Source organism: Marinicella meishanensis, from assembly GCF_019931145.1.
In the GTDB taxonomy this organism is placed as follows: Bacteria; Pseudomonadota; Gammaproteobacteria; order Xanthomonadales; family Marinicellaceae; genus Marinicella; species Marinicella meishanensis.
In genome coordinates this window covers 475,638-499,031 of record NZ_JAIOUV010000001.1, presented here as the reverse complement: position 1 = coordinate 499,031, position 23,394 = coordinate 475,638, and the positions used below count along the sequence as shown (strand labels likewise).

Below are 23,394 nucleotides of genomic sequence, written 5' to 3'. Positions count from 1 at the left end.
ACACACCTTTGAAGCCAATCATGCCATCGACACCTGACCGAACGCGGGGGATTGACCATGTTTGAGCGGTCCGAACGCGGTGACCGCGCGGTGCTGTTGTGCCCGACCCCCATGCAACGGGATTTGCGCGGTGAGCAACCCGACCGCATCGAAGAATTCAAAGAACTGGTGACCACCGCCGGGGCGGAGATTTTTGACGTCATCACCAGCACCAAACAATCGATCGATCCGAAGTATTACATCGGCTCGGGCAAAGCCCAAGAATTACAGCACGCCGTGCAAGTGCATGAGGCCGATGTGGTGATCGTGGATGCCGCTTTGAGCCCGGTGCAAGAGCGCAACCTGGAGGCCCTGGTCAAAGCCCGGGTGTTGGATCGACGCACCTTGATTCTGGATATCTTTGCGCAACGGGCCCGCTCTTATGAAGGTCAGCTGCAAGTCGAGTTGGCTCAACTGAAGCACATGTCGACCCGCTTGGTGCGGGGCTGGACCCACTTAGAGCGACAAAAAGGTGGGATTGGCATGCGTGGTCCCGGTGAAACCCAGCTGGAAACCGATCGCCGCTTGTTGAATGCGCGGGTCAAATCACTGAATGCCAAATTGGACAAAGTCATGCGGCAGCGTGAACAGGGGCGTAAGCAACGAAAAAAATCAGGCACCAAAATGTTGGCCCTGGTCGGTTATACCAATGCCGGCAAGTCCACCTTGTTCAACCTGTTGACCGACGCCGGGGTGTATGCCGAAGATCAATTGTTTGCCACCTTGGACCCCACCGTCAGACAACTGACGGTGATTCCCGGTTGTCAAGCGGTGATCAGTGACACCGTGGGCTTTGTGCGTGACTTACCGCATGAGCTGGTGGCGGCGTTTCGGGCCACCTTGCAAGAAGCGCTGGATGCCGACGTGTTGTTGCATGTGATTGATGACAGCAACCTGGAACACCGGGACCACATGGCCGAGGTTTATAAGGTGTTGGATGACTTGGACATCGGCGCGGTGCCGATGATCGAAATATTCAACAAGATTGACCAATCCGGGGCCCAGCCCCAGTTGCGCTTGAACGAAACCAAAGGCCCCGATCAGGTGTGGATTTCCGCCCACCAAAACAAAGGCATCAATTTATTGCTCAAAGCCATTGAAGAACGCTTGCATCGTACCCATTTATCCCTGGAATTCGCTTTGCCCATGTCGCTGGCCAAGCTGCGGGCGCAGTTTTTTGCGCAGGATGCGGTGCGTGATGAACAAGTCGATGACGCCGGACAGTGGCTGCTTAGGGTAGAATTGCCCTTAGAGAAATGGCGACAATTGGCCAAAGGTGATGACCCCAGTGCTGACTTCATCAGCCAACTGCTGGTCAGTCAACAAATCGAAATCAAAGAAAACCCACAAGACTGGTAAATTACAGGAGAACATGCATGCCTTGGAATGAACCTGGCAATCAACAACCGGGCGGCAACCGGCCCAACAACGGCCCCAACCGACCCGGTGGCAACAAACCACCTGAGTTTGATCAAATCCTCAGTGATTTGTTCAACTCCATCAAACGTGCCTTGGGCATGGGCGGCTCAGGCAACAACAAAAGCTCATCGGGACCGGTGCTGGCTTTGATCATCGGTTTGTTGGTGCTGGCCTTGTACAGCGCCGCCTATCAGATTCAACAAGCCGAACGCGGCGTGGTGCTGGTGTTTGGGAAATACTCTCACACCATGCAACCGGGCTTGCGCTTCACCCTGCCCCGACCCTTTGCCGAAGTGTATCGGGTGAACGTCGAAACCATCCGCCAAGAAGACAATTCCGGGCAGATGTTGACCGAAGACAAAAACCTGATTGAAATCGATTATTCAATCCAATACCGCATCGATGAAGAGCGGGTCAATGACTATCTGTTCAGTGTGGCCAGTCCGCAAAACACCGTGCGCCAAGTGGCCGAAAGTGTGATGCGCCAAGTGGCCGGTACCCGCACCTTGGACTTCATCATCAACGAAAACCGCACCGCGGTGAACCAACAAGCCAGGGACGAGATCCAGCAAATGCTGAATGACTACAAAACCGGCATTGAATTGACCCAAGTGAACATCACCGAAGTGCATCCGCCGATCAACGTCAAAGAAGCCTTTGATGACGTGGTCAAAGCCCGTGAGGACCAAAAAACCTTCATCAACCAAGCCAACGAGTATACCAATGACCGCATTCCAGAGGCCGAAGGTCGGGTGCTGAAAATCATCCAGGAAGCCGAAGCCTACAAAGAAGCCATCATCGCTGAGGCCGCCGGTAAAGCCGATCGCTTTAATCTGCTGCGCGAACAGTATGAGCTGGCCCCAGAGGTGACCCGCCAACGCCTGTTCCTGGAAACCATGGAAAGCGTCCTGGGCGACACCTCCAAAGTCATCATGGACCAAGATTCAGGCAACAGCATGATGTATTTGCCGTTGGACCAATTGATGAAGAACCAACCCCGAATCACCGACAACCGACCATTGGATCTGGGCACCACCGTGGTCACACCTGACATGTCGCAACTGCCTGCCGGTGGCAACAACCAATCCAACCGCAACACCCGCCGTGGGAGGGGCCGATAACCATGAATAAAATGATTGCTCTGCTCATCACCTTATTGGTCATGGCCTTCTTGGCCAGCCTGTTTTTGTTCGCCATCAACGAACGAGAAACGGCGGTTAAACTGCGCTTTGGTGAGGTGGTCCAAGCCGGCTACGAGCCTGGTCTGCATGTGAAAATGCCGATCGTCAACAACATCGTTAAATTCGACAGCCGCATCCAAACCCTGGACAATGCCCCAGAACGCGTGTTCAACACCGACAACGAATACCTGATGGTGGATTACTACGTGAAGTGGAAGATCCAAGACGTCAAGCAGTTCTATACCTCGAATGGCGGCTTGATTGCCAAAGCCAATGCCAACTTGACCGGCGTGATCAAAAACGCCCTGCAAGAAGAGTTTTCTGTCCGCACCCTGGACCAAGCCATTTCGACCCAACGGATCGAACTGATGGAAAATTTGCGCAGCCAAATGAAAACCCGTTCGGCGCCTTATGGGGTGGAAATTGTGGATGTGAGAATCAAACAAATCAACCTGGATCAGTCGGTCAATGAATCGGTTTACAACCGCATGCGCTCCGAACGGTTGGTGGAAGCGGCCGAACACCGCTCCAATGGGCGCAAAGAGGCCATCAACATCCGCGCCAACACCGACAAACGCATTCAAATCATGATTGCCGATGCCGAGCAAAGGGCCGCCGTGATGCGAGGTGAGGGCGATGCCGAAGCCACCAAATTGTTTGCCGAAAGCCACAACCAGAATCCCGAGTTTTACGCCTTTGTCAGAAGTTTGGAGGCTTATGCCAACAGTTTCCGCCATGGGACTGGCAATGTGATGGTGTTGGACCCCAACTCAGAATTCTTTAAATATTTCCGCGAGAAAAACCCCAATTGATTGAACACCCAATCATTGCGGCCATCGCTTTGGTGATGATCTTTGAAGGCATCATGCCATTCATCGCTCCCAAAGCCTGGAAAAACCTGTTATTACAATTGGCGCAAATGGAAGACCATCATTTGCGCCTTTTTGGTGCCATCATGTTGGTGGCGGGCGCGATCACTTTTAATTACATACAGTCATGAAAAAATCTGTCGTTGTACTGGGCACCCAATGGGGTGATGAAGGCAAAGGAAAAATTGTCGACTTATTAACCGAACGGGCCGATGCGGTGGTTCGTTATCAGGGCGGCCACAATGCCGGCCACACGCTGATCATCAACGAGCAAAAAACCGTGTTGCACTTGATCCCTTCAGGCATCTTGCGGGACGGGGTGAAATGCTACATTGGCAACGGCGTGGTGATTGAGCCCACGGCCTTGATCAAAGAGATCAAGAACCTGGAAGCCTCAGGCGTTGATGTGCAGTCGCGCTTATACATTTCCAAAGCAGCGCCCGTGATCATGCCGTACCACATCAAATTGGACCAATTGCGGGAACTGAAAAAAGGCAAGCAGGCCATTGGCACCACCGGCCGCGGCATCGGCCCGGCTTATGAAGACAAAGTGGCCCGACGCGGCATCCGCATCGGCGATTTGTTGGATCCTGAACTGCTCAAAGACAAGCTGACTCAGGTGCTGGCCTACCACAATTTTGTGATTGAACATTTTCATCAGGCTGAGCCCCTGGCTTTTGACGAGGTCTATCAGACGGCCTTACAACAAGCCGACTTTTTGCGGGGCATGTGTTCCGATGTGACCGGCCAATTACACCAACACCTGGCCAACGAGGACCGCTTGTTGATGGAGGGTGCACAAGGCACGCTGTTGGACATTGACCACGGCACCTACCCCTTTGTCACCTCGTCCAACACCACTTCGGGTTCGGCCGCCACCGGCTCGGGGCTGGGAGCCACCCAAATCGACTACGTACTGGGCATCACCAAAGCCTATACCACGCGGGTCGGCGGTGGGCCATTCCCCACCGAGCTGTTCGATGATGACGGTGCCGAACTGGCCAAACGCGGGGTCGAGTTTGGGGCCACCACCGGCCGTCCTCGACGCTGTGGCTGGCTCGACCTGGTGGCCTTGAAAAGGGCCGTCCAAGTCAATGGCGTGACCGGCTTGTGTGTCACCAAACTGGACGTGTTGGATACCTTCGAAACCATCAAAATGTGCACCAGTTATGGTGATCAGGCCTTCCCTGAATCGGCGCAGGAATGGGCCCAGGTGAAGCCCATCTATGAAGAGTTCGCTGGCTGGCAATCATCGACCAAAGGTTTGACCGAGATGGCCGACCTACCGGCCTCAGCCAAAGCGCTGATTGCACACATTGAACAGTTCACTGGCGCACCGGTACACATGATTTCCACCGGCCCAGACCGTTGTGAGAACATCTTGTTGGTTGATCCGATGCAATGAAACACACACCGTTGATCACCGGCTGAGTTTCACTTGGCCACAAAAAAACCCCAGTCGAAACTGGGGTTTTTTTATGGGGTCACGTTGACCCCAAGAGTGGCTCTGATTCAGGGTGTTTGCACACACTGGAAGCCATTGAACCAGATCACGTCTGGATCACCAACCGGAGGCGCTGGATCACAAGGATCTTCCACCGATGGAATCAAACACAGTGAGGTCAACTGTCCGGTGTCAAAGCCGGCGTTGTCATTGGCATTCAAGGTCCAAGTACCACCGATGTCTTCACCGATGAAGGCTGACAAGGCTTGTTGGGGTTGAACCACACCGCCAATGGCTGGTGGTGTCGCCGCACATTCACTTTCAACTGGCAAACCACTGGCGTCATCAAAGATGGCATCTACGTTGTCGTTACCACAACCGAAGCCGGTGCCGGTAAAGCCAGGTCGATCCATCAAGGTCACCGCAGTACCGGTGTCTTCATGGGTCAAAGTGAAGATCAAATCGCCCACCCAAGTGTGATCGGCTTTGACTTCAACCAACAGGTCCAAAATGTTGCCGGCATCGCCCACCACCAACTGCATGTCGACCCCAGCAGGATCATTGTCAGGGATGGAGAAGTTTTGTACCAAACAAATTTCATTGGCCGATGTAAATGAGAAGGCCGCTGACGTGACCCCTGAACCACACAAGTTCACAGTGGTCACCCGCCAGAAGTATTGGGTGTTGCTCATCAAGCCATTGGTCAACTGATAAGACGTGCTGGAGACCGTTGCTGACTCAACCACATTGGTGAAGGCCGCATCGGTGGCCACTTCAACAAAGTACTCGGTCACCGAACTGCCACCATCGGCCCATGACAACACCGCACCGCTGGTGGCTATGCCATTGGCGCCATCGGCTGGTGCAGTCAAGGTGGTGCCCACTTGTGGCACGTCATCATAAATCGACACATCGAAGGCCAACTGACCGGTCAACATGCCACTGGTGCCTTCCACGATCAGGGTGTAGTCGCCTGGGGCGGCTGAAGCCGAGGAAATGTCGATGTTGGCATCGGTGCTGTTACCTGGTGTGACGGGGTTGGTCACGAACGAGCCTGAGAAACCGGTTGGCAAAGCGGGGTTGAATGCCAGAGTCACAGGATCAACAAATCCATTGACTGACAACACATCAATTTGTGGATCGAAATCCACATCACCACCCAAGGTACAAAATGCTTGGTCGCCAGCCAATGATGACAAGGCAAAGCCAGGTTCACCACAAGCGGCAAACTTGAATGAAGCCACGCGGGTTGACCAGTTGCCAGAGGTGTTGTACTGGGCGGTATACCAGAAGGTACAGCCGTCTACCGGATCCACGCTGATGGACGTGTAGTCACCATAACGACCGGATGAATTGGAGGCGCTGCCCTCAATGATGGAGTTTTCACCACGGGGCATGGTGCCCGCGGGATCGGTGAACAGCCGTCCGGCATAGCGCATGCCGGCATACACGTCAGCAGCTGAGTTGTTGTTGCCAGTGACTGCTGAGGTGTTGTAACCAATGGCCAAATTACCTGACGAATCCATGGCCGCAGAAGCCATCCAGCGGTGTACACCATCCCCAGTGGTGATGCCATCACCTGAGGTGTAGGTGCCTTCATCAGACAACACCCAATCAGCACCACTGATTGAAGCTTCTGGACGTTCCAGCACCCACCAGCGGACACCGTGGTAGTCATTGCCATTCACATCGGTGGTCATGTTACCCACCAAATATTGTTTACCCAAAATGGTCTGGTGTTGAACCCGCCACATCAAAGGCTGCTTCAGTGGGAACAGGTTGGTGGCGCCATCGGGTTGTGGTACCGACAGGTCACCGAAGTTGGTACCACCCAGGTTGGTGTCAAAATCGGACACATCGATGTTGATCGGTCCGGTGATGGCACTGTTGGCTGGGGTATCAAAGTCGGTGGTGAACTCCCAAATTTCCAAGCGGTCAGGGGTGCCACCTGGATCACCATGGTATTGGGCATCGCGGTGGCGCATGAATATTCCGGGCGCACCGGCTGGCGGCAAGGTGTTGCCGTCACCATCTGCAGGCATCAAGTGCTGGAATCCAAAGCCAGGCAAACCAACGGTGGCAAACACCTGGTAACCACGGGCCGGGGCACCGTTGATCATGTTGTCACGGTCAAACGCATATTGACGATTGCTTTCATTGGCACCCATGTAATAGGCATCACGCCACACCCCAAATTTGGGGTAATCAGGCAAACCACCAGAATCTGAGATGAACTCATACAAATACCAAGTACTCAAATCGGTTGGTCCAATGGGATCGTGGGTTTGTGAAATGTAAATACACAGTGAGTTGCCGGTGAATTCGGTCAACACCCAACGACCGATGGGGTTGCCCACTCCGTTGTCAACGAATTGATCGTACATGATGATGGGGTCACCCGTACCCGCGCCACAACCGGTGCCGGAACCCGCCGCAATGTCATCCAGCACAAAGGAAGCTGCGGTGGTGCCATCGGCTTTGTTCAAAATCAAAATACCGGAACTGGAGCCGTTGTTGATGGATTGGATGTAGTGATCAATACCGATGTCACCATTGGTGTCAGAAGGGTTCACCCCGGTGAAGCCCAAGCCATCGACGTTGACAATGGTGCTGTCAAAAATGGCCCCTTCGGTGTTCTCTTGTTGAACACTCCACTGTTTCACGGCCAATGGATCGACGCCAAATCCACGGTCTTTGGCGGCTGGCCGCTCCCAATCTTTGGGCCGACGAAAACGCAAGGGGATCTCTTTGATCGGATCACCTGGTTGCCAGACATTGGGCTTGGTGCCATTTTTCAGGTTGACGGTGACGGTGACGGGATACACCACATCACCCACGGAGTCTGCGCCATAGCGCGTGACCGGTTCGGCCCCGGCAAGCTGACTGCCCAACAAGCAAGTCAAGCCGACCAAGGCGGTTTTTAAGTTGGTTTTATGTTTCAAAATTACTTCCTCTCTTTTTGGTTGCTGTTAATGGGCCAAATCAATCAGACTGATTTGGCCGGTGTCGGTTTTCACCGACAAATGATGGTTGTTATTGATGTCACCATAATAGGCAGTCCGTTGTTGGGTGCTCAAGCTTTGTAACACCGGCACTGAATTGCTGGTGACATGACTGCCTGTGTTGATTTCAAACCGCGGCAAGTCATCATAAAAAATCACACTGACCACACCCTGGTGGGTTTGAATTTGACTTTGGATTTTGCTGGTCACCGGTTTGATGGACAACTCGATGGCCCCTTGTTTCGTGTATAAGTCCACCGGTCCAGAGGTTTTGACCTGCAAATCGGCGCTGTCAGATCGCACCCTGACGGCGCTGCCCAATCCTTTGGTGCTGAGTTTGCCATTTTCAATTTCGATGTCCAAGGCCACCAGCGGGGGTACCACCAGGGCCAAATCAAAACGGTCCAATTGGTTGGTGTTGGCCGGATCGCTGTACTGCACCGTGAACACCGTCAGGTCTTTGTCTTGCTGGACATCCAGACTGACTTGTTGGCTGGCTTGCGCTTGGGCCACACCATGAAAGATGAATTGATCGTCATCGGCTTTGCGGATGCGGATGTCGCCGTAATGGTTGATGATTTTGATTTGGGTGGCTTGCTGTATGGTGATGTTTTTGGTGAACCGTTCCAGCGGCTTGGCCGCCGGTTCTTCAGCCTGCGCCAAGCCAGCCATGAATAAGGTCAATACCAGTATGAGGGTGTTTTTAGTCATGTAATTTGGCCAATTTTTTCAATGCAATTTTTCGTTTTAAAACCGACAAGTGATCGAGGAACACTATGCCCTTCAAATGATCCAGTTCGTGTTGAATACACACCGCCAACAAACCTTCGGTTTGCAATTCTTGCCATTGCCCATCGAGGTCTTGGTATTTGATCATCACCTGATCCGCGCGTTTGACTTTGGCGTAGATGCCCGGCACCGACAAGCAACCTTCTTCGTGGGTTTGGATGCCAGCCCGTTCGATGATTTCGGGATTGATCAAGACCAAGGGTTCTGATTTGTCTTCAGACACATCGATGACCACCATTTGGATGTGGCGATCGACTTGGGTGGCGGCCAAACCAATGCCTGGTGCCGCATACATGGTTTCTAACATGTCCGCAGCCAACTGTCTGATTTCATCCGTCACTTGTGGGATCGGTTGGGCAACGGTTTTTAATCTTGAGTCAGGCAGGGTCAAGATGTTCAGTTGAGTCATTATTATAGAAACAGTGGTTGTTCGCAATGCAATGTGAGTGGCACATCTTATAGTTTTCTGGCTCAGATGGAAATAAATTGGCGGTTTTTTCCTGTGAAATTTAAACTTTTTTGCTGTGTTGGCGGCGAAAATTGCTGGATACAAATGAATCAATCAAGGGTAAAATCCACTTTTTTGCGGCAATTTGCCGTTTGAATCACATTTTTTGTTTAATTTTATTCTTAAAATGGCTAAACTAAAGTTTTAGGAAAATCAAGGGTTTGCCGATGATGTTTAAAAAACAACATTTAATTATAGCGTTACTGCTCGGGTTGGTTTTGTCTGCCCAGGCTCAAGAAGTTGAACTGAATCCTGCTCATCCAGACACCTATGTGGTCCAAAAAGGGGACACCTTATGGGACATTTCTGCGGTGTTTTTGCAATCGCCTTGGTTGTGGCCAGAAATCTGGCATGCCAACCCTCAAATTGAAAACCCCCATTTGATTTATCCGGGAGATCAGCTCAATTTGGTTTACCTGAATGGTCAGCCAGCCATCACCGTCAACCGCGCCCACCCGACCGTAAAGCTGGGTCCCCAGGTTCGGGAGCTGGACAAGAATAAAGCGGTTGAAACCATCCCCCTGAAAGACATCGAGCCCTTTTTGCGCAAGCTGCGCATATTGAACAAAGAAGACATCGACTTGGCACCTTATGTGGTGGCTGCTGAAGAAGACCGCAACGTCTCTGCCACCAGTGATTTGGTTTATGTGCGCAATTTGAAAAATGCCCGTCAGGGCGACCGACTGGCGATTGTGCGGCCCACCGTGATTTATCGCGAAGTGCCCACCGATTACCCTTGGGAAACTTCCAAGACCCATGAAATCGAGTCCATTGATTGGCACAAATCATCCGACCACACCACCTCCGCCGTATTGTCCCGGTTTTGGAAGAAGTACATCGATCGCACCTACTGGGAAAACGTCAAAATCTTGGGCTATGAAGTGGCCGATACCGGGGTGGCAGAAGTGGTCCGTGTCGGCACCGACGACATCAACACCTTGCGCATCATTGAGGTGGATACCGAAGTCAAAAAAGGCGATTTGATCCTGCCGCTTGACGACTTCAACTTTGATCCTTATTTCATGCCCAAAGGCGCCACCGTCAATGACGACAACATCCGGGTCGTGGCCCTCAACAATGCCCTGTTTGGCAGTGGACGGCGGCAAGTGATTGCCATCAGCAATGGTTCGGCACAAGGCGTATCTGTGGGCGATGTGTTCTCAGTATACAGTCCAGAGCGCACCATTCGCGATGATGTAATGCATCCGAAGGAAGACCTGAAAACTTTGTTCAAGCCTTCCAAAGCCATGGTCACTTTACCCATGGAATACGCTGGCCACATCATGGTGTTCAAAACCTTTGAGAACATCAGCTATGCCATCATCACCGAAGGCAACCGTCCGATCAAAATGTACGACTACGTCAAGCTGCCGTAAGTCATACCCATATATAATGACAGGGAATGTCTGAACTTAACAACATCAAGTCCTGGTTGCACTTACAACGTGCACCTGGACTTGGTTGGGTTAAAATCCAGCCACTGCTGGAGGCCTGTGGTGATGCCGAAGCCGTGTGTCAACTGCACAACCTGCCCTCAGATGCGGTCCTGCCCGCCGCCGCCAAATCGTATCTCAGACAAGCCAATGACCAAGACTTGGAGGCCGAACTGACGTGGTTGTCGAAACCAAACAACCACATCCTGACGGTGGATGACCCACTGTATCCCCCGCAGCTGCGACTGATCAATGACCCACCTTTGTTGTTGTATGTGAAAGGCAACCCAGCGGTTTTGTTGTTGCCCCAACTGGCGGTGGTGGGCTCCAGAAACGCCAGCCAGGCGGGCTTGAACAACACCCAGGATTTCTGCCATGATTTGGCCCGGCAGGGTTTGGTGATCACCAGTGGGCTGGCCATTGGCGTAGACACCCAAGCCCATCAGGCGGCGGTGGCTGCCGGCGGTCAAACGGTGGCGGTGATGGGCACCGGCATCAACAGCATCTACCCCAAACAGAACAAAGCCCTGGCCCAAACCATCACCAACCATGGCGCGGTGGTGTCTGAACTGCCTTTGGACACCCCGCCCCATGCCCACCATTTTCCCCGCCGCAATCGCATCATCGCGGGTTTGTCGATGGGCACCCTGGTGGTTGAAGCGGCGCAAAAAAGTGGCACCCTGATAACCGCCCGTTTGAGCATGGAATACAACCGGCCGGTGATGGCCATTCCAGGCAGCATTCACAACCCCTTGGCCAAAGGCTGTCATGCCTTGATCAAACAAGGGGCCAAATTGGTGGAGACCGCACCGGACATCTTGCAGGAAATCGAACCGGGCATCCACATGCTGTCCGACCAACTGAGCAGCAAACTGCACGAATCAAGCCTTGAAAAAAGCACCGGCACACCCGATATCAAGCTTTCCGAATCGCAACAGCACATTTTAAGGCATTTAGACTATCATCCCACCGCATTTGATGATATCGTTGAAGGAACTCAATTAACCAGTGGTGATGTGGCTTCTGATTTATTGATCATGGAGCTCGCTGGTGTGATTGAAAAACTACCGGGTGCGAACTATCAAAAAATATGAATGAAAACATCATTGACGTCTTGGTTTATTTATTTGAGAATTATTTGTCAGAGCAAGCCAACCTCCAAGAACAATACACCAAGAACAGCATCTATGATGGCCTCGAACAAGCCGGCTTTGAGCAAAGCACCATCGACCATGCTTTTGACTGGTTGTTGAGCATACACGACAAGACCCACCAACCGGTTGAGCAATCGGCCGATGCGATTCGAATCTACACCAACGCCGAATTGGAATTGCTCGACGAAGAAGGCATCAATTTCATCCATTACCTCGAATCCTCAGGTATCCTAACCCCCAATACCCGGGAACTGCTGATCAATGGTTTGCTCAATCTAAATGCTGACAACATTGATGTTGATGATTTACAATGGCTCGCTTTGATAATTTTATTTTCACAACCGGATGAGGAACAAGCCTTTGCATCAATGGAAAGTTTGATGTTTGATCCACCGGTCGATCATGAACATTAGCCCATGGCAGACAACTTACTGATTGTAGAATCACCTGCAAAAGCAAAAACCATTGAAAAATACCTCGGCAAAGGACACAAAGTATTGGCATCATATGGACATGTGCGAGATCTTTTGGCCAAATCAGGTGCGGTAGACCCGGACAACGACTTCGAACTCAAATACGTCGATGTGGAAAAAAACAAGAAGCACATCGACGCCATCGTCAAAGCCGCCAAAAAAGCACACACCATCTATCTGGCCACGGATTTGGACCGCGAAGGAGAGGCCATATCCTGGCACGTGGTGGAAATCCTCAAAGACCGCAACCTGCTCAAAGACAAAGACATCAAACGGGTGGTGTTCTCAGAAATCACCAAATCAGCCATTCAGGAAGCGGTGGCCAACCCCCGCCAAATTTCCGATGAATTGGTGGATGCCCAGCAAGCCCGTCGGGCACTGGACTACCTGGTGGGTTTCAACCTGTCGCCCTTGTTGTGGAAAAAAGTGCGGCGGGGCTTATCGGCCGGTCGGGTGCAATCCCCTGCCCTGCGCTTGATCGTGCAGCGCGAAGATGAAATCGCCGCCTTCATCAAAGAAGAATATTGGACCATCCATGGACAATTGGCCAAAGGAGCCGCCGGCTTTGAGTCCAACCTGAACATCTACGCCGGCAACAAACTGAAAAAGTTTGACATCAACAACCAGCAAAAGGCCGATGAGGCACTGAAAACATTGCGCAGCCAAGCCGGAACCGAACTGACGGTGACTGAGCTGACCCAGCGGGAACGCAAACGCAAACCCGCACCGCCTTTCATCACCTCTACCATGCAACAAGAGGCGGCCAGAAAACTGGGGTTCACCGCGCGCAAAACCATGCAAATCGCCCAACAATTGTATGAGGGCATGGAGATCAATGGACAAAGCCAAGGTTTGATCACTTACATGCGGACCGACTCATTGAACCTGGCCAACGATGCCATCGAAGACATTCGGGGCGTCATTCGAGACAAGTATGGGGCCAAGCAAGTCCCTGACAAACCCAACCATTACAAAAGCAAATCGAAAAACGCCCAAGAGGCCCATGAGGCGATTCGTGCGGTGTCGGCCCAGTTGATACCGGCCGAAATCAAGTCATTCTTGGATCGCGACCAATTCCGTTTGTATGATTTGATCTGGAAACGCACCCTGGCTTCACAAATGATCAACGCCACCATCGGCACTGTGTCGGCTGATTTCACCTTCGGTGATGGCCACAACCTGCGGGCTTCTGGCTCCACCATCCTGGAAAAAGGCTTTCTGGCAGTTTATGAAGAAGGCATGGACGACGTCAAAAAAGACCAAAAAGAAAACCACTTGCCCAACCTGAAAAAAGGCGATGTGGTGGCGGTCAAATCGATTGAAGGGGTGCAGCACTTCACCGAACCACCACCGCGGTATTCTGAAGCCACGCTGGTTAAGGCGCTGGAAGAATTCGGCATCGGTCGGCCCTCGACCTATGCCAGCATCATCTCCACTTTGTTGAACCGAGACTATGTGGAATTGGAAAGCAAACGCTTCATCCCCACCGACGTCGGTAAAGTGGTGGCCCGGTTCCTGGAATCCCACTTCAAAGACTATGTGGACTATGAGTTCACCGCCCGGCTGGAAGACGCCTTGGACGCGGTGTCACGCGGGGAAAAATCCTGGAAACCATTGATGAAAAAGTTCTGGGACCCTTTCATCAAACTGGTGGAAGAAAAAGAAGAATCCGTGTCCCGCGACGAAGCGCAGTACAAAAGAGAACTGGGCACCGACCCCAAAACCGGCAAACCGGTCTCAGTGCGCATCGGCAAGTACGGTACATTCGTACAGATAGGCACCCGTGATGATGAAGACAAACCCAATTTTGCGGGCTTGTTGCCCGGACAAAAACTGGACACCATCACCTTCGATGAGGCCATGGCCTTGTTTGCCTTGCCCCGACATTTGGGCGAAACCTCAGAGGGTGAAAAAGTGTCGGCCAACATCGGTCGCTTTGGGCCCTATGTGCGTTATGACAATAAATTCGTCAGCATCAAAGACGGCGACCCATACTCCATCACCTTGGAAGAGGCGCTGGTGCTGATCACCGAGAAAAAGATTGCCGATGCCAACAAAATCATCCAAACTTTTGATGATGGCATTCAAGTGCTGAATGGCCGCTGGGGTCCTTACGTGACCGACGGCAACAAAAACGGCAAGATTGCCAAAGACCAGGATCCGAAAGCCCTGACCCATGAACAGTGCATCGAAATCCTGGCCAATGCACCCGACAAAAAGCGCCGTGGCAAGAAGAAAACCAGCAAGAAAAAAGTGACCAAGAAGAAGACCACCAAGAAAAAGGTGGCGAAGAAAAAAGTCGTCAAAAAAGCCACGAAAAAAAAGACCACTAAGAAAAAAGCAGCAAAGAAATCGACTGCCAAATAACCATGGCTGAATTGGGGACTTCCATCAAGCAAGCAGCTGACTCTGTGCGACAGGGCGGGGTGTTGGTGTATCCCACTGAAGGGGTTTTTGGCATCGGTTGTGATTACCGCGATGAAGCCGCGGTGCAGCGCATCCTCCAACTCAAACGACGGCCTGTGAACATGGGTCTGATCCTCATCGCCAGCCACCTGCAACAACTGTTGCCATTGATCCAACCGGCTGACCCGTTCGATTTGGCCCGGGCCTTAAAAACCTGGCCAGGCCATCACACCTGGGTATTTCCAGCCACCGCGCTGACGCCCCGTTGGATCACCGGCGACCATGACACCGTGGCGGTGCGGCTGACCGACCACCCGGCGGTCAAAACCTTGTGCGATGAGCTGGGTCATGCCTTGGTTTCCACCAGCGCCAACCTCAGTGGCCAACCCACCCCAAACTCCTGTGCCGAGATTGCCGCCATTTGGGGCGATCAGGTGGATCATTATTTGGATTTGCCATTGGGCCAACAAGCTGGGCCTTCGGCCATGCGCTTGGCCAGCTCCGGCCAGGTGTTGCGATGAAACTCGAACTGCGCTCCCGCTTTTACTCCTTGGTAACCACCTTGCTGACGCCATTGGTGCTGATCAGGCTGGCCACCCGAGGGATCAAAACCAAAGCCTATTTACAGCGCTGGCATGAACGGTTTGGCTGGTTCAAATCTCCCAAGTTCAAGAACCAGTCCATTTGGGTGCATGCGGTGTCGGTCGGTGAAGTGAATGCCGCCATCCCCTTAATCAAAGCCTTGATGGAAAAATACCAAGACCACTCTTTTGTGCTGACCACCATCACCCCCACCGGCTCTGACCGGGTGCAACAAATATTCGGTGATCAGGTGTTTCATGTGTACCTGCCTTATGATTTGCCCGGTGCAGTGAAACGGTTTCTGCGCAAAACCAAGCCCGATTTGGCGGTGATCATGGAAACCGAAATCTGGCCCAATTTGTTCCGTTTTTGCAAAAAGAAAAACATCCCCATCGTGGTGGCCAATGCCCGCTTGTCAGAAGTCTCCATGAAAGGTTATCGCTGGGTGGAATCGTTGGCCGCCAAAGCCTTCAATGACACCGCTTATGTCGCCGCCCAAACGGTTACCGATGCCCAGCGCATGATTCAGCTGGGCTGTTATCCGGAGAAGATATTCGTGGTTGGCAGTCTCAAGTTTGACATCATCGTCGAAAACCACATCATCGAAAAAGGCCAGGAAATCAGGGACCATTACCAAAACAGCCGCCTGGTATGGATAGCCGCCAGCACCCACCAAGAAGATGAAATAGAGGTGTTGGACGCTTATGCCGTGTTGAAACAACGACACCCCAAATTGATGCTGGTCATCGTCCCCCGCCACCCCGAGCGCTTCCAAAGCACCACCCAAGCTTGTCGCAACAAAGGCTTCAACACCCAACTGCGCAGTGAAATAGGCTTGGTCGACATCGAAGGCGATGTCTTCGTGGTCGACACCATGGGTGAAATGTTGGAGTTTTATGCCTCCTCAGACATCGCTTTTGTGGGTGGTTCGATTGCCAACATCGGTGGCCACAACGTGCTGGAAGCCGCGGTCTTTTCCTTGCCGGTGTTGGTTGGGCCCAACACCCATAACTTCACCGAAATCACCCAATTGTTGAATGACTGTGACGGTTCACAAACCGTACATGATGCCAATGACATCATCCGCTCGATGGAATATTTGATTGAAAACGAAGCCGCCCGTCTGGCCATGGGCCAGGCGGCCAAAGAAATGGTACAAAGACACCGCGGCGCGGTAAACTTGACCATGCACCTGATTGAGTCCGCCATGGAGACCAAACCCTTGGGCGACACCATCAAAGCCAAACATTTTCCGAGGATCCGCCATGAAAAAAATCTTTGAGTCCAGCCGCTGTTGGGCGCCCATCTTGACCTGTGCTTGTTTGCTGGCCTGCAGCCAAGACCCGGCCGATCACAGTGACATGGCCGATTTTCACAAACCCGTGCGCGGTGATTATTGGGCGACCCGTTACAGTTATCCCACCTTTCAATACCGCCAAGAGTGGTTGGTCGATGCGCGCACGTCGCACCAACAGGTCCGCCAACAAACCCCCAGGCGAAAATTCAAACAGGCCGATCAGTTCAATGGCATCGATCCCAATGCCTTCACCGCTTTGGGGCCTTTGCCTTTGGGTGATCCAGCCAGCACCGCCTTCTCAGGGCGGGTGAATGTCATTGTGGCCCACCCCAGCGACCCAACCATTGCTTATGCCGGTGTGGACGGTGGCGGGGTGTGGAAAACCACCGACTGCTGTGACGAACAAACCACTTGGACCAACGTCACTGACCAAACCGGCATCAATGGGGCCGCCATTGGTGATTTACACCTGGACCCCAATGATCCCAATGTGATTTATGCCGGTACCGGTGACTTGCGTTACGGTTCTTACTCATTCGGCAGTGCCGGATTGCTGCGCTCGGTCGATGCCGGGGCCAATTGGGCGGTGTTGGGCGAAGTCGAATTCGCGCCCTACCGAGACCAACCGGCTGGCGAGTTCCCCCAGTATCAGGCCATTGGTCGGGTGCGCACCAACCCCTTGAATTCAAGTCACCTGGTGGTGGGCACCAAAACCGGCCTGTTCTTTTCATTCAATGACGGGGTTGATTGGACCGAGGCCTGCCTGACCAATGCTTTTGACACCCAACGCCAAGACGTGACCGGCATGGAGGTCAATGCCGCCGGGGACATTTACGTGGCCATTGGCACCCGCGGCCACAACACCACGGTGCAACCTGATTTGAATCAAAACGGCGCCAACGGCATTTACAAAGCCGCGTTTCCCAGCAGCGCGTGTCCGAGTTGGACCTTGGTGTCGACCAGCAGCAACGGCTGGCCCAGTGGCACCGGCGAAGGCACGCCCTTTCCAACCAACAGTTTGGGCCGCATTGATCTGACCATGGCCCCATCTGACCACGACGTTTTGTATGCGCAAGTGGCTGACGTCACCACCCGCGCCGTGCGTGGGGTGTGGAAAACCACCAACGGCGGCGACAGCTGGACCCAGGTCGCTGACACCAATGATTTCCTTGGCTGTGATGACAGCGGCACGCAGGCCTGGTACGACATGGGCATGAGCGTGTCGCCAACCGATCCAGACGTGTTGTTTTTGTCGGCCGTCGACCTGTTCCGTTCGACCAACGGCGGTGACACCTTCACCAACAGCACCTGTGGCTACGCCGGCGGGCCCAATTTTGGCGACTACGTGCACGTCGACCAACACGCCCGGGCTTATGTGAATGGCGATCCCACCCGCTTGTTGGTGGGGAATGATGGCGGGGTTTATTACACCGGCAACGCCGATGCCACCGATCCCCGTGACATCGAATACATCCAATTGAACAACACCATCAACACCATCGAATTTTACTCCGGAGACATCAGTGCTGATTTCGTCAACAGCACCAATCGGGTGGCGGTGGGCGGGGCCCAGGACAACGGTTCTTCGGTCGCCCTGTGGGACACCAACAGCGAATCCTTCACCGCCAAACCGTGGACCCGGGTCAATGGTGGCGATGGCATTTATGCCACCATTGAACCGATCAATGGCCAGCGGGTTTATGTGGAATCGCAGTTTGGCAACATGCGCATCAGCACCACGGGCCCCTTGGGCAGTTACAACTCATTCGCCAACCCCTGGTCAGGTGACAACCGGGTGCCGTTTATCTTTCCTTTTCATTTGAACAAACATGACTGTGTGGGAGTTTGTGGTCAATTGATGGCCGGCACCTACCGCATCTGGGAAACCACCACCGGTGGTCTCAACAACGGCGCTTGGTACATCAACAGCCCGGACCTCACCAAAGGGGTGTTGGGTAACCGCTCCATCATCAACCAAATGCACTACGGCATCAGCGACGCCCAAGTGGCCATTGTTGGCACCAATGACGGCAATGTGTATTATGGGTTTGGTTTGGGACAAGGCAGCAGCAACTCAGCCACCTGGGTTGATGTCACCGATGGCAACAGCGTGTTGCCCAACCGACCAATCCTTGATGTGGTCACCCATGGCACCATCGCCACCACCGGTTACGCGGCGGTGGGAGGCTTCGATCAAAACACCCCCAGCACCCCTGGGCACTTGTTTGAAGTGACCTGCAACAGCGATTGTTCCAGTTTTGAGTGGCGCAACAAATCCGGCAACCTGCCCAACATCCCGGTGGACAGCGTGATGGTCAATCCCAACATCCCCGGCATGGTGTTTGCTGGCACCGATTGGGGCCTGTATTACACCGAAGACGTGACCGTGGCCGAGCCCGAATGGTTTCGCTTCACCGCCGGTCTGCCATCGGTCATGATCTGGGACATGACGATCGACCGCGGTGCCACCACCCTGGCGGTGTTCACCCGTTCCCGGGGTGCCTATGTGTGGCCCCTGCCGCTGGTACTGGATGATGATTTGATTTTTGCCGATGACTTTGAGTGACGAATCGTTTCAATGCCGAACATTTTCGGCCTTGAACATCACTGAGTTGTATCAGATCTTACAACTGCGCAACGCCGTCTTTGTGCTGGAGCAAAACTGTCCTTACCTGGACATCGACAACCTGGACCAAGCGGCCTGGCACCTGTTCCAAGCCACCGACCAGGTGGTGGCCTACGCCCGCATCTTGCCGCCCGATCAAGCCCCTGGGAGCCCCTGCAGCATCGGTCGGGTGGTGGTTGACCCCGAATTCAGAGCGCACCAATTGGGCCGGCGCTTGATGCAAGCCGCCATCGAAGTCTGTCAGCAACAATTCCCTGAGCACCCCATCAAAATCTCGGCCCAGTCCTATTTGTCGCGGTTTTATCAAAGCTTGGGTTTTGTCGTCACCGGCGCTTATTATCTGGAAGACCAGATCCCGCACCAGGAAATGATTTACCAACCCAGTTGATCCGCTCAATTGATGACTGAAGTTTGGTGTTGACGGTCGATATTCCCCACAGCCTTCAGTATAATCATTGTGGAATCCATTGCATAAACCCATCATGACTCACCACATCAGCACCACCCACAAAGGACCCAGTATTCCTGTGATGCCCATCATCAAGGACACATTCGACACTTGGTTTGACGCGCAAAATGAATACCTACAACGCGCCGCCGAACAACAAAAATTGGGTGATCAGGTGGGCAACTTCCTGATCGATCGCAAAGCCGATGGCCATCTGGCCAAAATATATCTGGTGGTTGCCGATGACCTCAACCCATACAGTTTTTGTCATGCCTTCAAAAACTTTCCGGTGGCACACTACCACGTGGCTTGTGAATCGGCCGATGTGGCCTCAGCCATGGTTTTGTCTTGGGGATTTGGCACCTATCAGTTCAACCGCTACCAACAACCCAAAGCCTGCGCCACTTTGGTGCTGCCAGACCCGCAGGCTTTTGCGTCAGAACTGTCGACCATTCACGCCACCGCTTTGGTGCGGGACTTGATCAACACCCCGGCTGACGACATGGGCCCGACCGAGATGTCGGCCATGGCCGAAGCCTTTGCCGAGAAACACCACGCCACATTCACCGAAATCATAGGCGATGCGCTGTTGACCGAAAATTTTCCGGCCATACACCTGGTCGGTCGGGCCAGCCACAAACCGCCCAGATTGATCGAATTGAATTGGGGCGATGAAGCCCACCCGAAAATTTCTTTGGTCGGCAAAGGGGTCTGTTTTGACACCGGCGGCAACAACATGAAATCCGCGCAATTCATGCGCTGGATGAAAAAGGACATGGGTGGTGGCGCCCATGTGTTGGGTTTGGCACAAATGATCATCGACCACCAATTGCCGGTGTGTTTACAGGTTTTGATCCCCACAGTAGAAAATGCCGTTGCTGGCAGCGCTTATCGCCAGGGTGATGTGGTCAAAACCCGCTCCGGCAAAACCATTGAAATTGGCCACACCGATGCCGAGGGCCGGGTGATCTTGTCCGATGCCCTGACCTATGCCGGCGAATCCAATCCGGAATTGATCATCGATTTTGCCACCCTTACCGGCGCCGCGCGGGTGGCCATGGGACCCACGGTGACGCCGTTTTTCACCAACCGCAAGTCCATCAGTGACGGCCTCTTTGCCAGTGGCCAAATCACCCACGATGAAACCTGGCCTTTGCCATTGCAGCAAAGCTATCAAAAATACATCAAATCCACCATTGCCGACATCTCCAACACCGGCTCCATACCACAAGCCGGCTGCATCACCGCGGCCTTGTTTTTGGAGCATTTTGTGGACGCCAACACCCCTTGGGTGCATGTCGACACCTACGGCTGGAACTTCGGCGACCGCACCGGCGGCACCGAGGGCGGCGAGGCCCTGGGCATGACCGCGGTGTTCAACTGGCTGCATGGCCAATATACCAAGGATTGATGCCATGACCACAGAATCGAAATTTTTGCATTTTGGACAGGGTGAAAAACCGGCCAAAATCTTGGGCCATTTCGCCAACCGCCATGGCCTGATCACCGGCGCCACCGGCACCGGCAAGACCGTCACCCTGCAAGTGCTGGCAGAAAACTTTTCAGAGCTGGGGGTGCCGGTGTTTGTGACCGACATCAAAGGCGATGTGTCGGGCTTGTCACAAGCCGGCGAACAGAAGCCTTTTTTGGACAAGCGGGCCGCGGAACTGCAGATCAAAAACCACCGCTATGCCGGATCGCCCACCGTGTTTTGGGATATTTTCAAACAATACGGTCACCCGGTGCGCACCACCATTGCGGAAATTGGTCCCATGTACCTCAGCCGTTTGCTGGAGTTGTCCGATGTGCAAGAAGGCGTGATCGCCGTGGCCTTCCGCTATGCCGAAGACCAACAAATGCCCTTGCTGGATTTGCAAGACCTGAAATCTTTGCTGCAGTTTTTGGGTGAAAACCACCAAGCCATTTCCGCCGAATATGGGCGCATCACCAACGCCTCCATTGGCGCCATACAGCGCCGCTTGTTGAATTTGGAATCACAAAGTGCCGATCAATTGTTTGGTGAACCGGCCCTGGCGCTGGCTGACCTGATGCGTCAAGACATGTCCGGTAACGGCATCATCAGTGTCATGGAATCCCGTGAATTGATGATGAAGCCGCAGCTGTATGCCTCGTTTTTGTTGTGGTTGATGACCGAATTATTTGAAACCTTGCCAGAAGTGGGTGATCAACCGCTGCCCAAGTTGATCCTGTTTTTTGATGAGGCCCATTTGATTTTTGAAGACTCACCCAAAGAAGTGCTTAAGCGCATTGAACAGGTGGCCCGCTTGATCCGCTCCAAAGGGGTCGGGGTTTACTTTTGTACCCAGTCACCCGGGGACATCCCAGAGGACATCCTGGGCCAACTGGGCAACAAAATCCAGCATGCGCTGCGGGCATACACTCCCAAAGACAAAAAGGTCATCCGCGCGGTGGCCGATTCATTCCGCCCCAACCCCAATTTCAAAACCGCCGATGTGATCACCGAACTGGGTGTCGGCGAAGCCCTGGTCTCCACCTTGGAAGAAAAAGGCGCTCCCTCGGTGGTGGACCGGGTCAAAATCGCCCCACCACGTTGTCGCATGGGACCGGCCACCGATGCCGAACGCCAGGTGGTGATGGAACGCTCACCGGTCAAAGGCAAATACGACACCGATCTGAATCGCGAATCGGCGCATGAAAAACTGCTCAAACGCAAACAAGAAATGGCCGCTCAAAAAACCCAGGAGCAAGCCCGCTTGGCCGAGGAAGAACGCCGCGCGGAAATGAACCGGCCGAAACGCCGGCCGGGCCGACCCGCCGATTCCTTCATGACCAAGTTGGGTAAGTCGGTGCAACGCCGCTTGACCACCAAAGCGGTCAATGCCATCTGGAAAACCTTGTTTGGCAAACGCCGTTGATCCACAGGGCTGATTGACATGCTGACCAGCTGGCTGTTGTTGGTGATGTTGGGTTTGGTGGTCGGTTTTTTCGCCGGATTGTTGGGCATTGGTGGCGGAGCCATCATGGTGCCTGCCCTGACCAGTTATTTTTTGTGGCGGGGATTCAGCCCCGATTTGGTGGTGCATCTGGCGCTGGCCACTTCGATGTCTTGCATCGTGATCAATGCGCTGATCAGCACCCGCACCCACCAACAACATCAAGCCATCCGCTGGCCCATCACCTGGAAAATGACCCCCACCGTGCTGTTGGGCAGTGCGGTGGCGACGGTATGGGTGATTCAGATTGAGGCGCAAACCATTGCCTTGGTGTTTTTGCTGTTGATGGTGGCCGTGGCCGGACAACTGGTTTGGGGGCAACCCGGATCCGGTGGCGCCCAATTAACTTGGGGTCGGCTGCTGCCTGGTGGTTTGGTGATTGGTTTTTTGTCTGCCATGATCGCCATCGGCGGCGGCTCATTGAGCGTGCCTTTTTTAACCCACCACCAAATCAACATCAAACAAGCCATCGCCACCGCCGCCAGCATCGGCCTGCCCTTGTCCTTGGTCGCTTGCATGATATACCTGCTGCAGACCGCTCCCGAACATGGCACCAGTGGGCACACCTGGGGCTTCATTCACTGGCCAGCCACGGTGGCCATCACCGCCGGCAGCTTGCTCACCACGCCCATGGGCGCGCACTTGACCCACCGTTTGCCGGTGCTGACCCTGAAGCGATTGTTCGCCGCCGTGATCCTGATTTTGGCGATAAAAATGTACCTTTCAGTGCAATGAAACTTCGGCGCTTC

Annotated in this window: 19 protein-coding genes; 16 read left to right on the top strand and 3 right to left on the bottom strand. The window is 53.5% G+C overall.

Annotated elements, in window-relative coordinates; all coding sequences use genetic code 11:
• Positions 1-57 precede the first annotated feature (57 nt).
• Genes hflX through K7G70_RS02180 form a run of 5 tightly spaced genes read left to right on the top strand, consistent with a single transcriptional unit; the run spans position 58 to position 4,913 of the window.
• Positions 58-1,398: a ribosome rescue GTPase HflX gene (gene hflX / locus K7G70_RS02200; protein WP_223786957.1), complete on the top strand. Its 1,341-nt coding sequence runs from the start codon at positions 58-60 to the stop codon at positions 1,396-1,398.
• Between the two features lie 17 nt (positions 1,399-1,415).
• The gene (hflK, locus tag K7G70_RS02195) at positions 1,416-2,579 is read left to right on the top strand and encodes an FtsH protease activity modulator HflK (RefSeq protein ID WP_223786956.1); all 1,164 of its coding nucleotides are present in this window, start codon (positions 1,416-1,418) and stop codon (positions 2,577-2,579) included.
• Between the two features lie 2 nt (positions 2,580-2,581).
• Complete coding sequence (gene hflC / locus K7G70_RS02190; RefSeq protein WP_223786955.1) at positions 2,582-3,451, top strand: protease modulator HflC; 870 nt, start codon at positions 2,582-2,584, stop codon at positions 3,449-3,451.
• On the top strand, positions 3,448-3,639 hold the full coding sequence (locus K7G70_RS02185; protein WP_223786954.1) for a DUF2065 domain-containing protein: 192 nt from the start codon (positions 3,448-3,450) through the stop codon (positions 3,637-3,639). Before hflC ends, K7G70_RS02185 begins: the two co-directional genes overlap by 4 nt.
• The gene (locus tag K7G70_RS02180) at positions 3,636-4,913 is read left to right on the top strand and encodes an adenylosuccinate synthase (protein WP_223786953.1); all 1,278 of its coding nucleotides are present in this window, start codon (positions 3,636-3,638) and stop codon (positions 4,911-4,913) included. The genes K7G70_RS02185 and K7G70_RS02180 overlap by 4 nt, the downstream gene beginning before the upstream one ends.
• A gap of 107 nt (positions 4,914-5,020) precedes the next feature.
• On the opposite strand, the gene K7G70_RS02175 is transcribed toward K7G70_RS02180, so the two are convergent.
• The 3 genes from K7G70_RS02175 to def are packed head-to-tail and all read right to left on the bottom strand — an operon-like array spanning position 5,021 to position 9,152.
• Entirely contained in the window at positions 5,021-7,894 is a 2,874-nt protein-coding gene (locus K7G70_RS02175; protein ID WP_223786952.1) for a fibronectin type III domain-containing protein, read from the bottom strand.
• 27 nt (positions 7,895-7,921) lie between these two features.
• On the bottom strand, positions 7,922-8,665 hold the full coding sequence (locus K7G70_RS02170) for a hypothetical protein (protein WP_223786951.1): 744 nt from the start codon (positions 8,663-8,665) through the stop codon (positions 7,922-7,924).
• Entirely contained in the window at positions 8,658-9,152 is a 495-nt protein-coding gene (def, locus tag K7G70_RS02165) for a peptide deformylase (RefSeq protein ID WP_223786950.1), read from the bottom strand. Before def ends, K7G70_RS02170 begins: the two co-directional genes overlap by 8 nt.
• A 317-nt stretch (positions 9,153-9,469) precedes the next feature.
• Between def and K7G70_RS02160 the strand changes: the two genes are divergently transcribed.
• The 11 genes from K7G70_RS02160 (at position 9,470) to K7G70_RS02110 (ending at position 23,380) form a co-directional block, all read left to right on the top strand.
• Positions 9,470-10,627: a LysM peptidoglycan-binding domain-containing protein gene (locus tag K7G70_RS02160; RefSeq protein ID WP_223786949.1), complete on the top strand. Its 1,158-nt coding sequence runs from the start codon at positions 9,470-9,472 to the stop codon at positions 10,625-10,627.
• A 26-nt stretch (positions 10,628-10,653) separates the two neighbouring features.
• Complete coding sequence (gene dprA / locus K7G70_RS02155; protein WP_223786948.1) at positions 10,654-11,778, top strand: DNA-processing protein DprA; 1,125 nt, start codon at positions 10,654-10,656, stop codon at positions 11,776-11,778.
• Positions 11,775-12,251: a Smg family protein gene (locus K7G70_RS02150; protein ID WP_223786947.1), complete on the top strand. Its 477-nt coding sequence runs from the start codon at positions 11,775-11,777 to the stop codon at positions 12,249-12,251. Before dprA ends, K7G70_RS02150 begins: the two co-directional genes overlap by 4 nt.
• A 3-nt stretch (positions 12,252-12,254) precedes the next feature.
• The gene (locus tag K7G70_RS02145) at positions 12,255-14,678 is read left to right on the top strand and encodes a DNA topoisomerase I (protein ID WP_223786946.1); all 2,424 of its coding nucleotides are present in this window, start codon (positions 12,255-12,257) and stop codon (positions 14,676-14,678) included.
• Positions 14,679-14,680: 2 nt separating this feature from the next.
• Positions 14,681-15,238 (top strand): L-threonylcarbamoyladenylate synthase type 1 TsaC, encoded by a 558-nt coding sequence (gene tsaC / locus K7G70_RS02140; RefSeq protein ID WP_223786945.1) that lies wholly within the window; start codon positions 14,681-14,683, stop codon positions 15,236-15,238.
• Positions 15,235-16,581, top strand: a complete 1,347-nt coding sequence (gene waaA / locus K7G70_RS02135) for a lipid IV(A) 3-deoxy-D-manno-octulosonic acid transferase (protein WP_223786944.1) — start codon at positions 15,235-15,237, stop codon at positions 16,579-16,581. The genes tsaC and waaA overlap by 4 nt, the downstream gene beginning before the upstream one ends.
• A complete protein-coding gene (locus tag K7G70_RS02130; RefSeq protein ID WP_223786943.1) occupies positions 16,565-19,162 on the top strand; it encodes a WD40/YVTN/BNR-like repeat-containing protein in 2,598 nt (865 codons plus the stop codon). The genes waaA and K7G70_RS02130 overlap by 17 nt, the downstream gene beginning before the upstream one ends.
• Entirely contained in the window at positions 19,149-19,610 is a 462-nt protein-coding gene (locus tag K7G70_RS02125; RefSeq protein WP_223786942.1) for a GNAT family N-acetyltransferase, read from the top strand. Before K7G70_RS02130 ends, K7G70_RS02125 begins: the two co-directional genes overlap by 14 nt.
• A 94-nt stretch (positions 19,611-19,704) precedes the next feature.
• Positions 19,705-21,081, top strand: a complete 1,377-nt coding sequence (locus K7G70_RS02120) for a leucyl aminopeptidase family protein (protein WP_223786941.1) — start codon at positions 19,705-19,707, stop codon at positions 21,079-21,081.
• 4 nt (positions 21,082-21,085) lie between these two features.
• A complete protein-coding gene (locus K7G70_RS02115) occupies positions 21,086-22,567 on the top strand; it encodes a helicase HerA-like domain-containing protein (protein WP_223786940.1) in 1,482 nt (493 codons plus the stop codon).
• An 18-nt stretch (positions 22,568-22,585) separates the two neighbouring features.
• Positions 22,586-23,380 (top strand): sulfite exporter TauE/SafE family protein, encoded by a 795-nt coding sequence (locus K7G70_RS02110; protein WP_223786939.1) that lies wholly within the window; start codon positions 22,586-22,588, stop codon positions 23,378-23,380.
• Positions 23,381-23,394 lie beyond the last annotated feature (14 nt).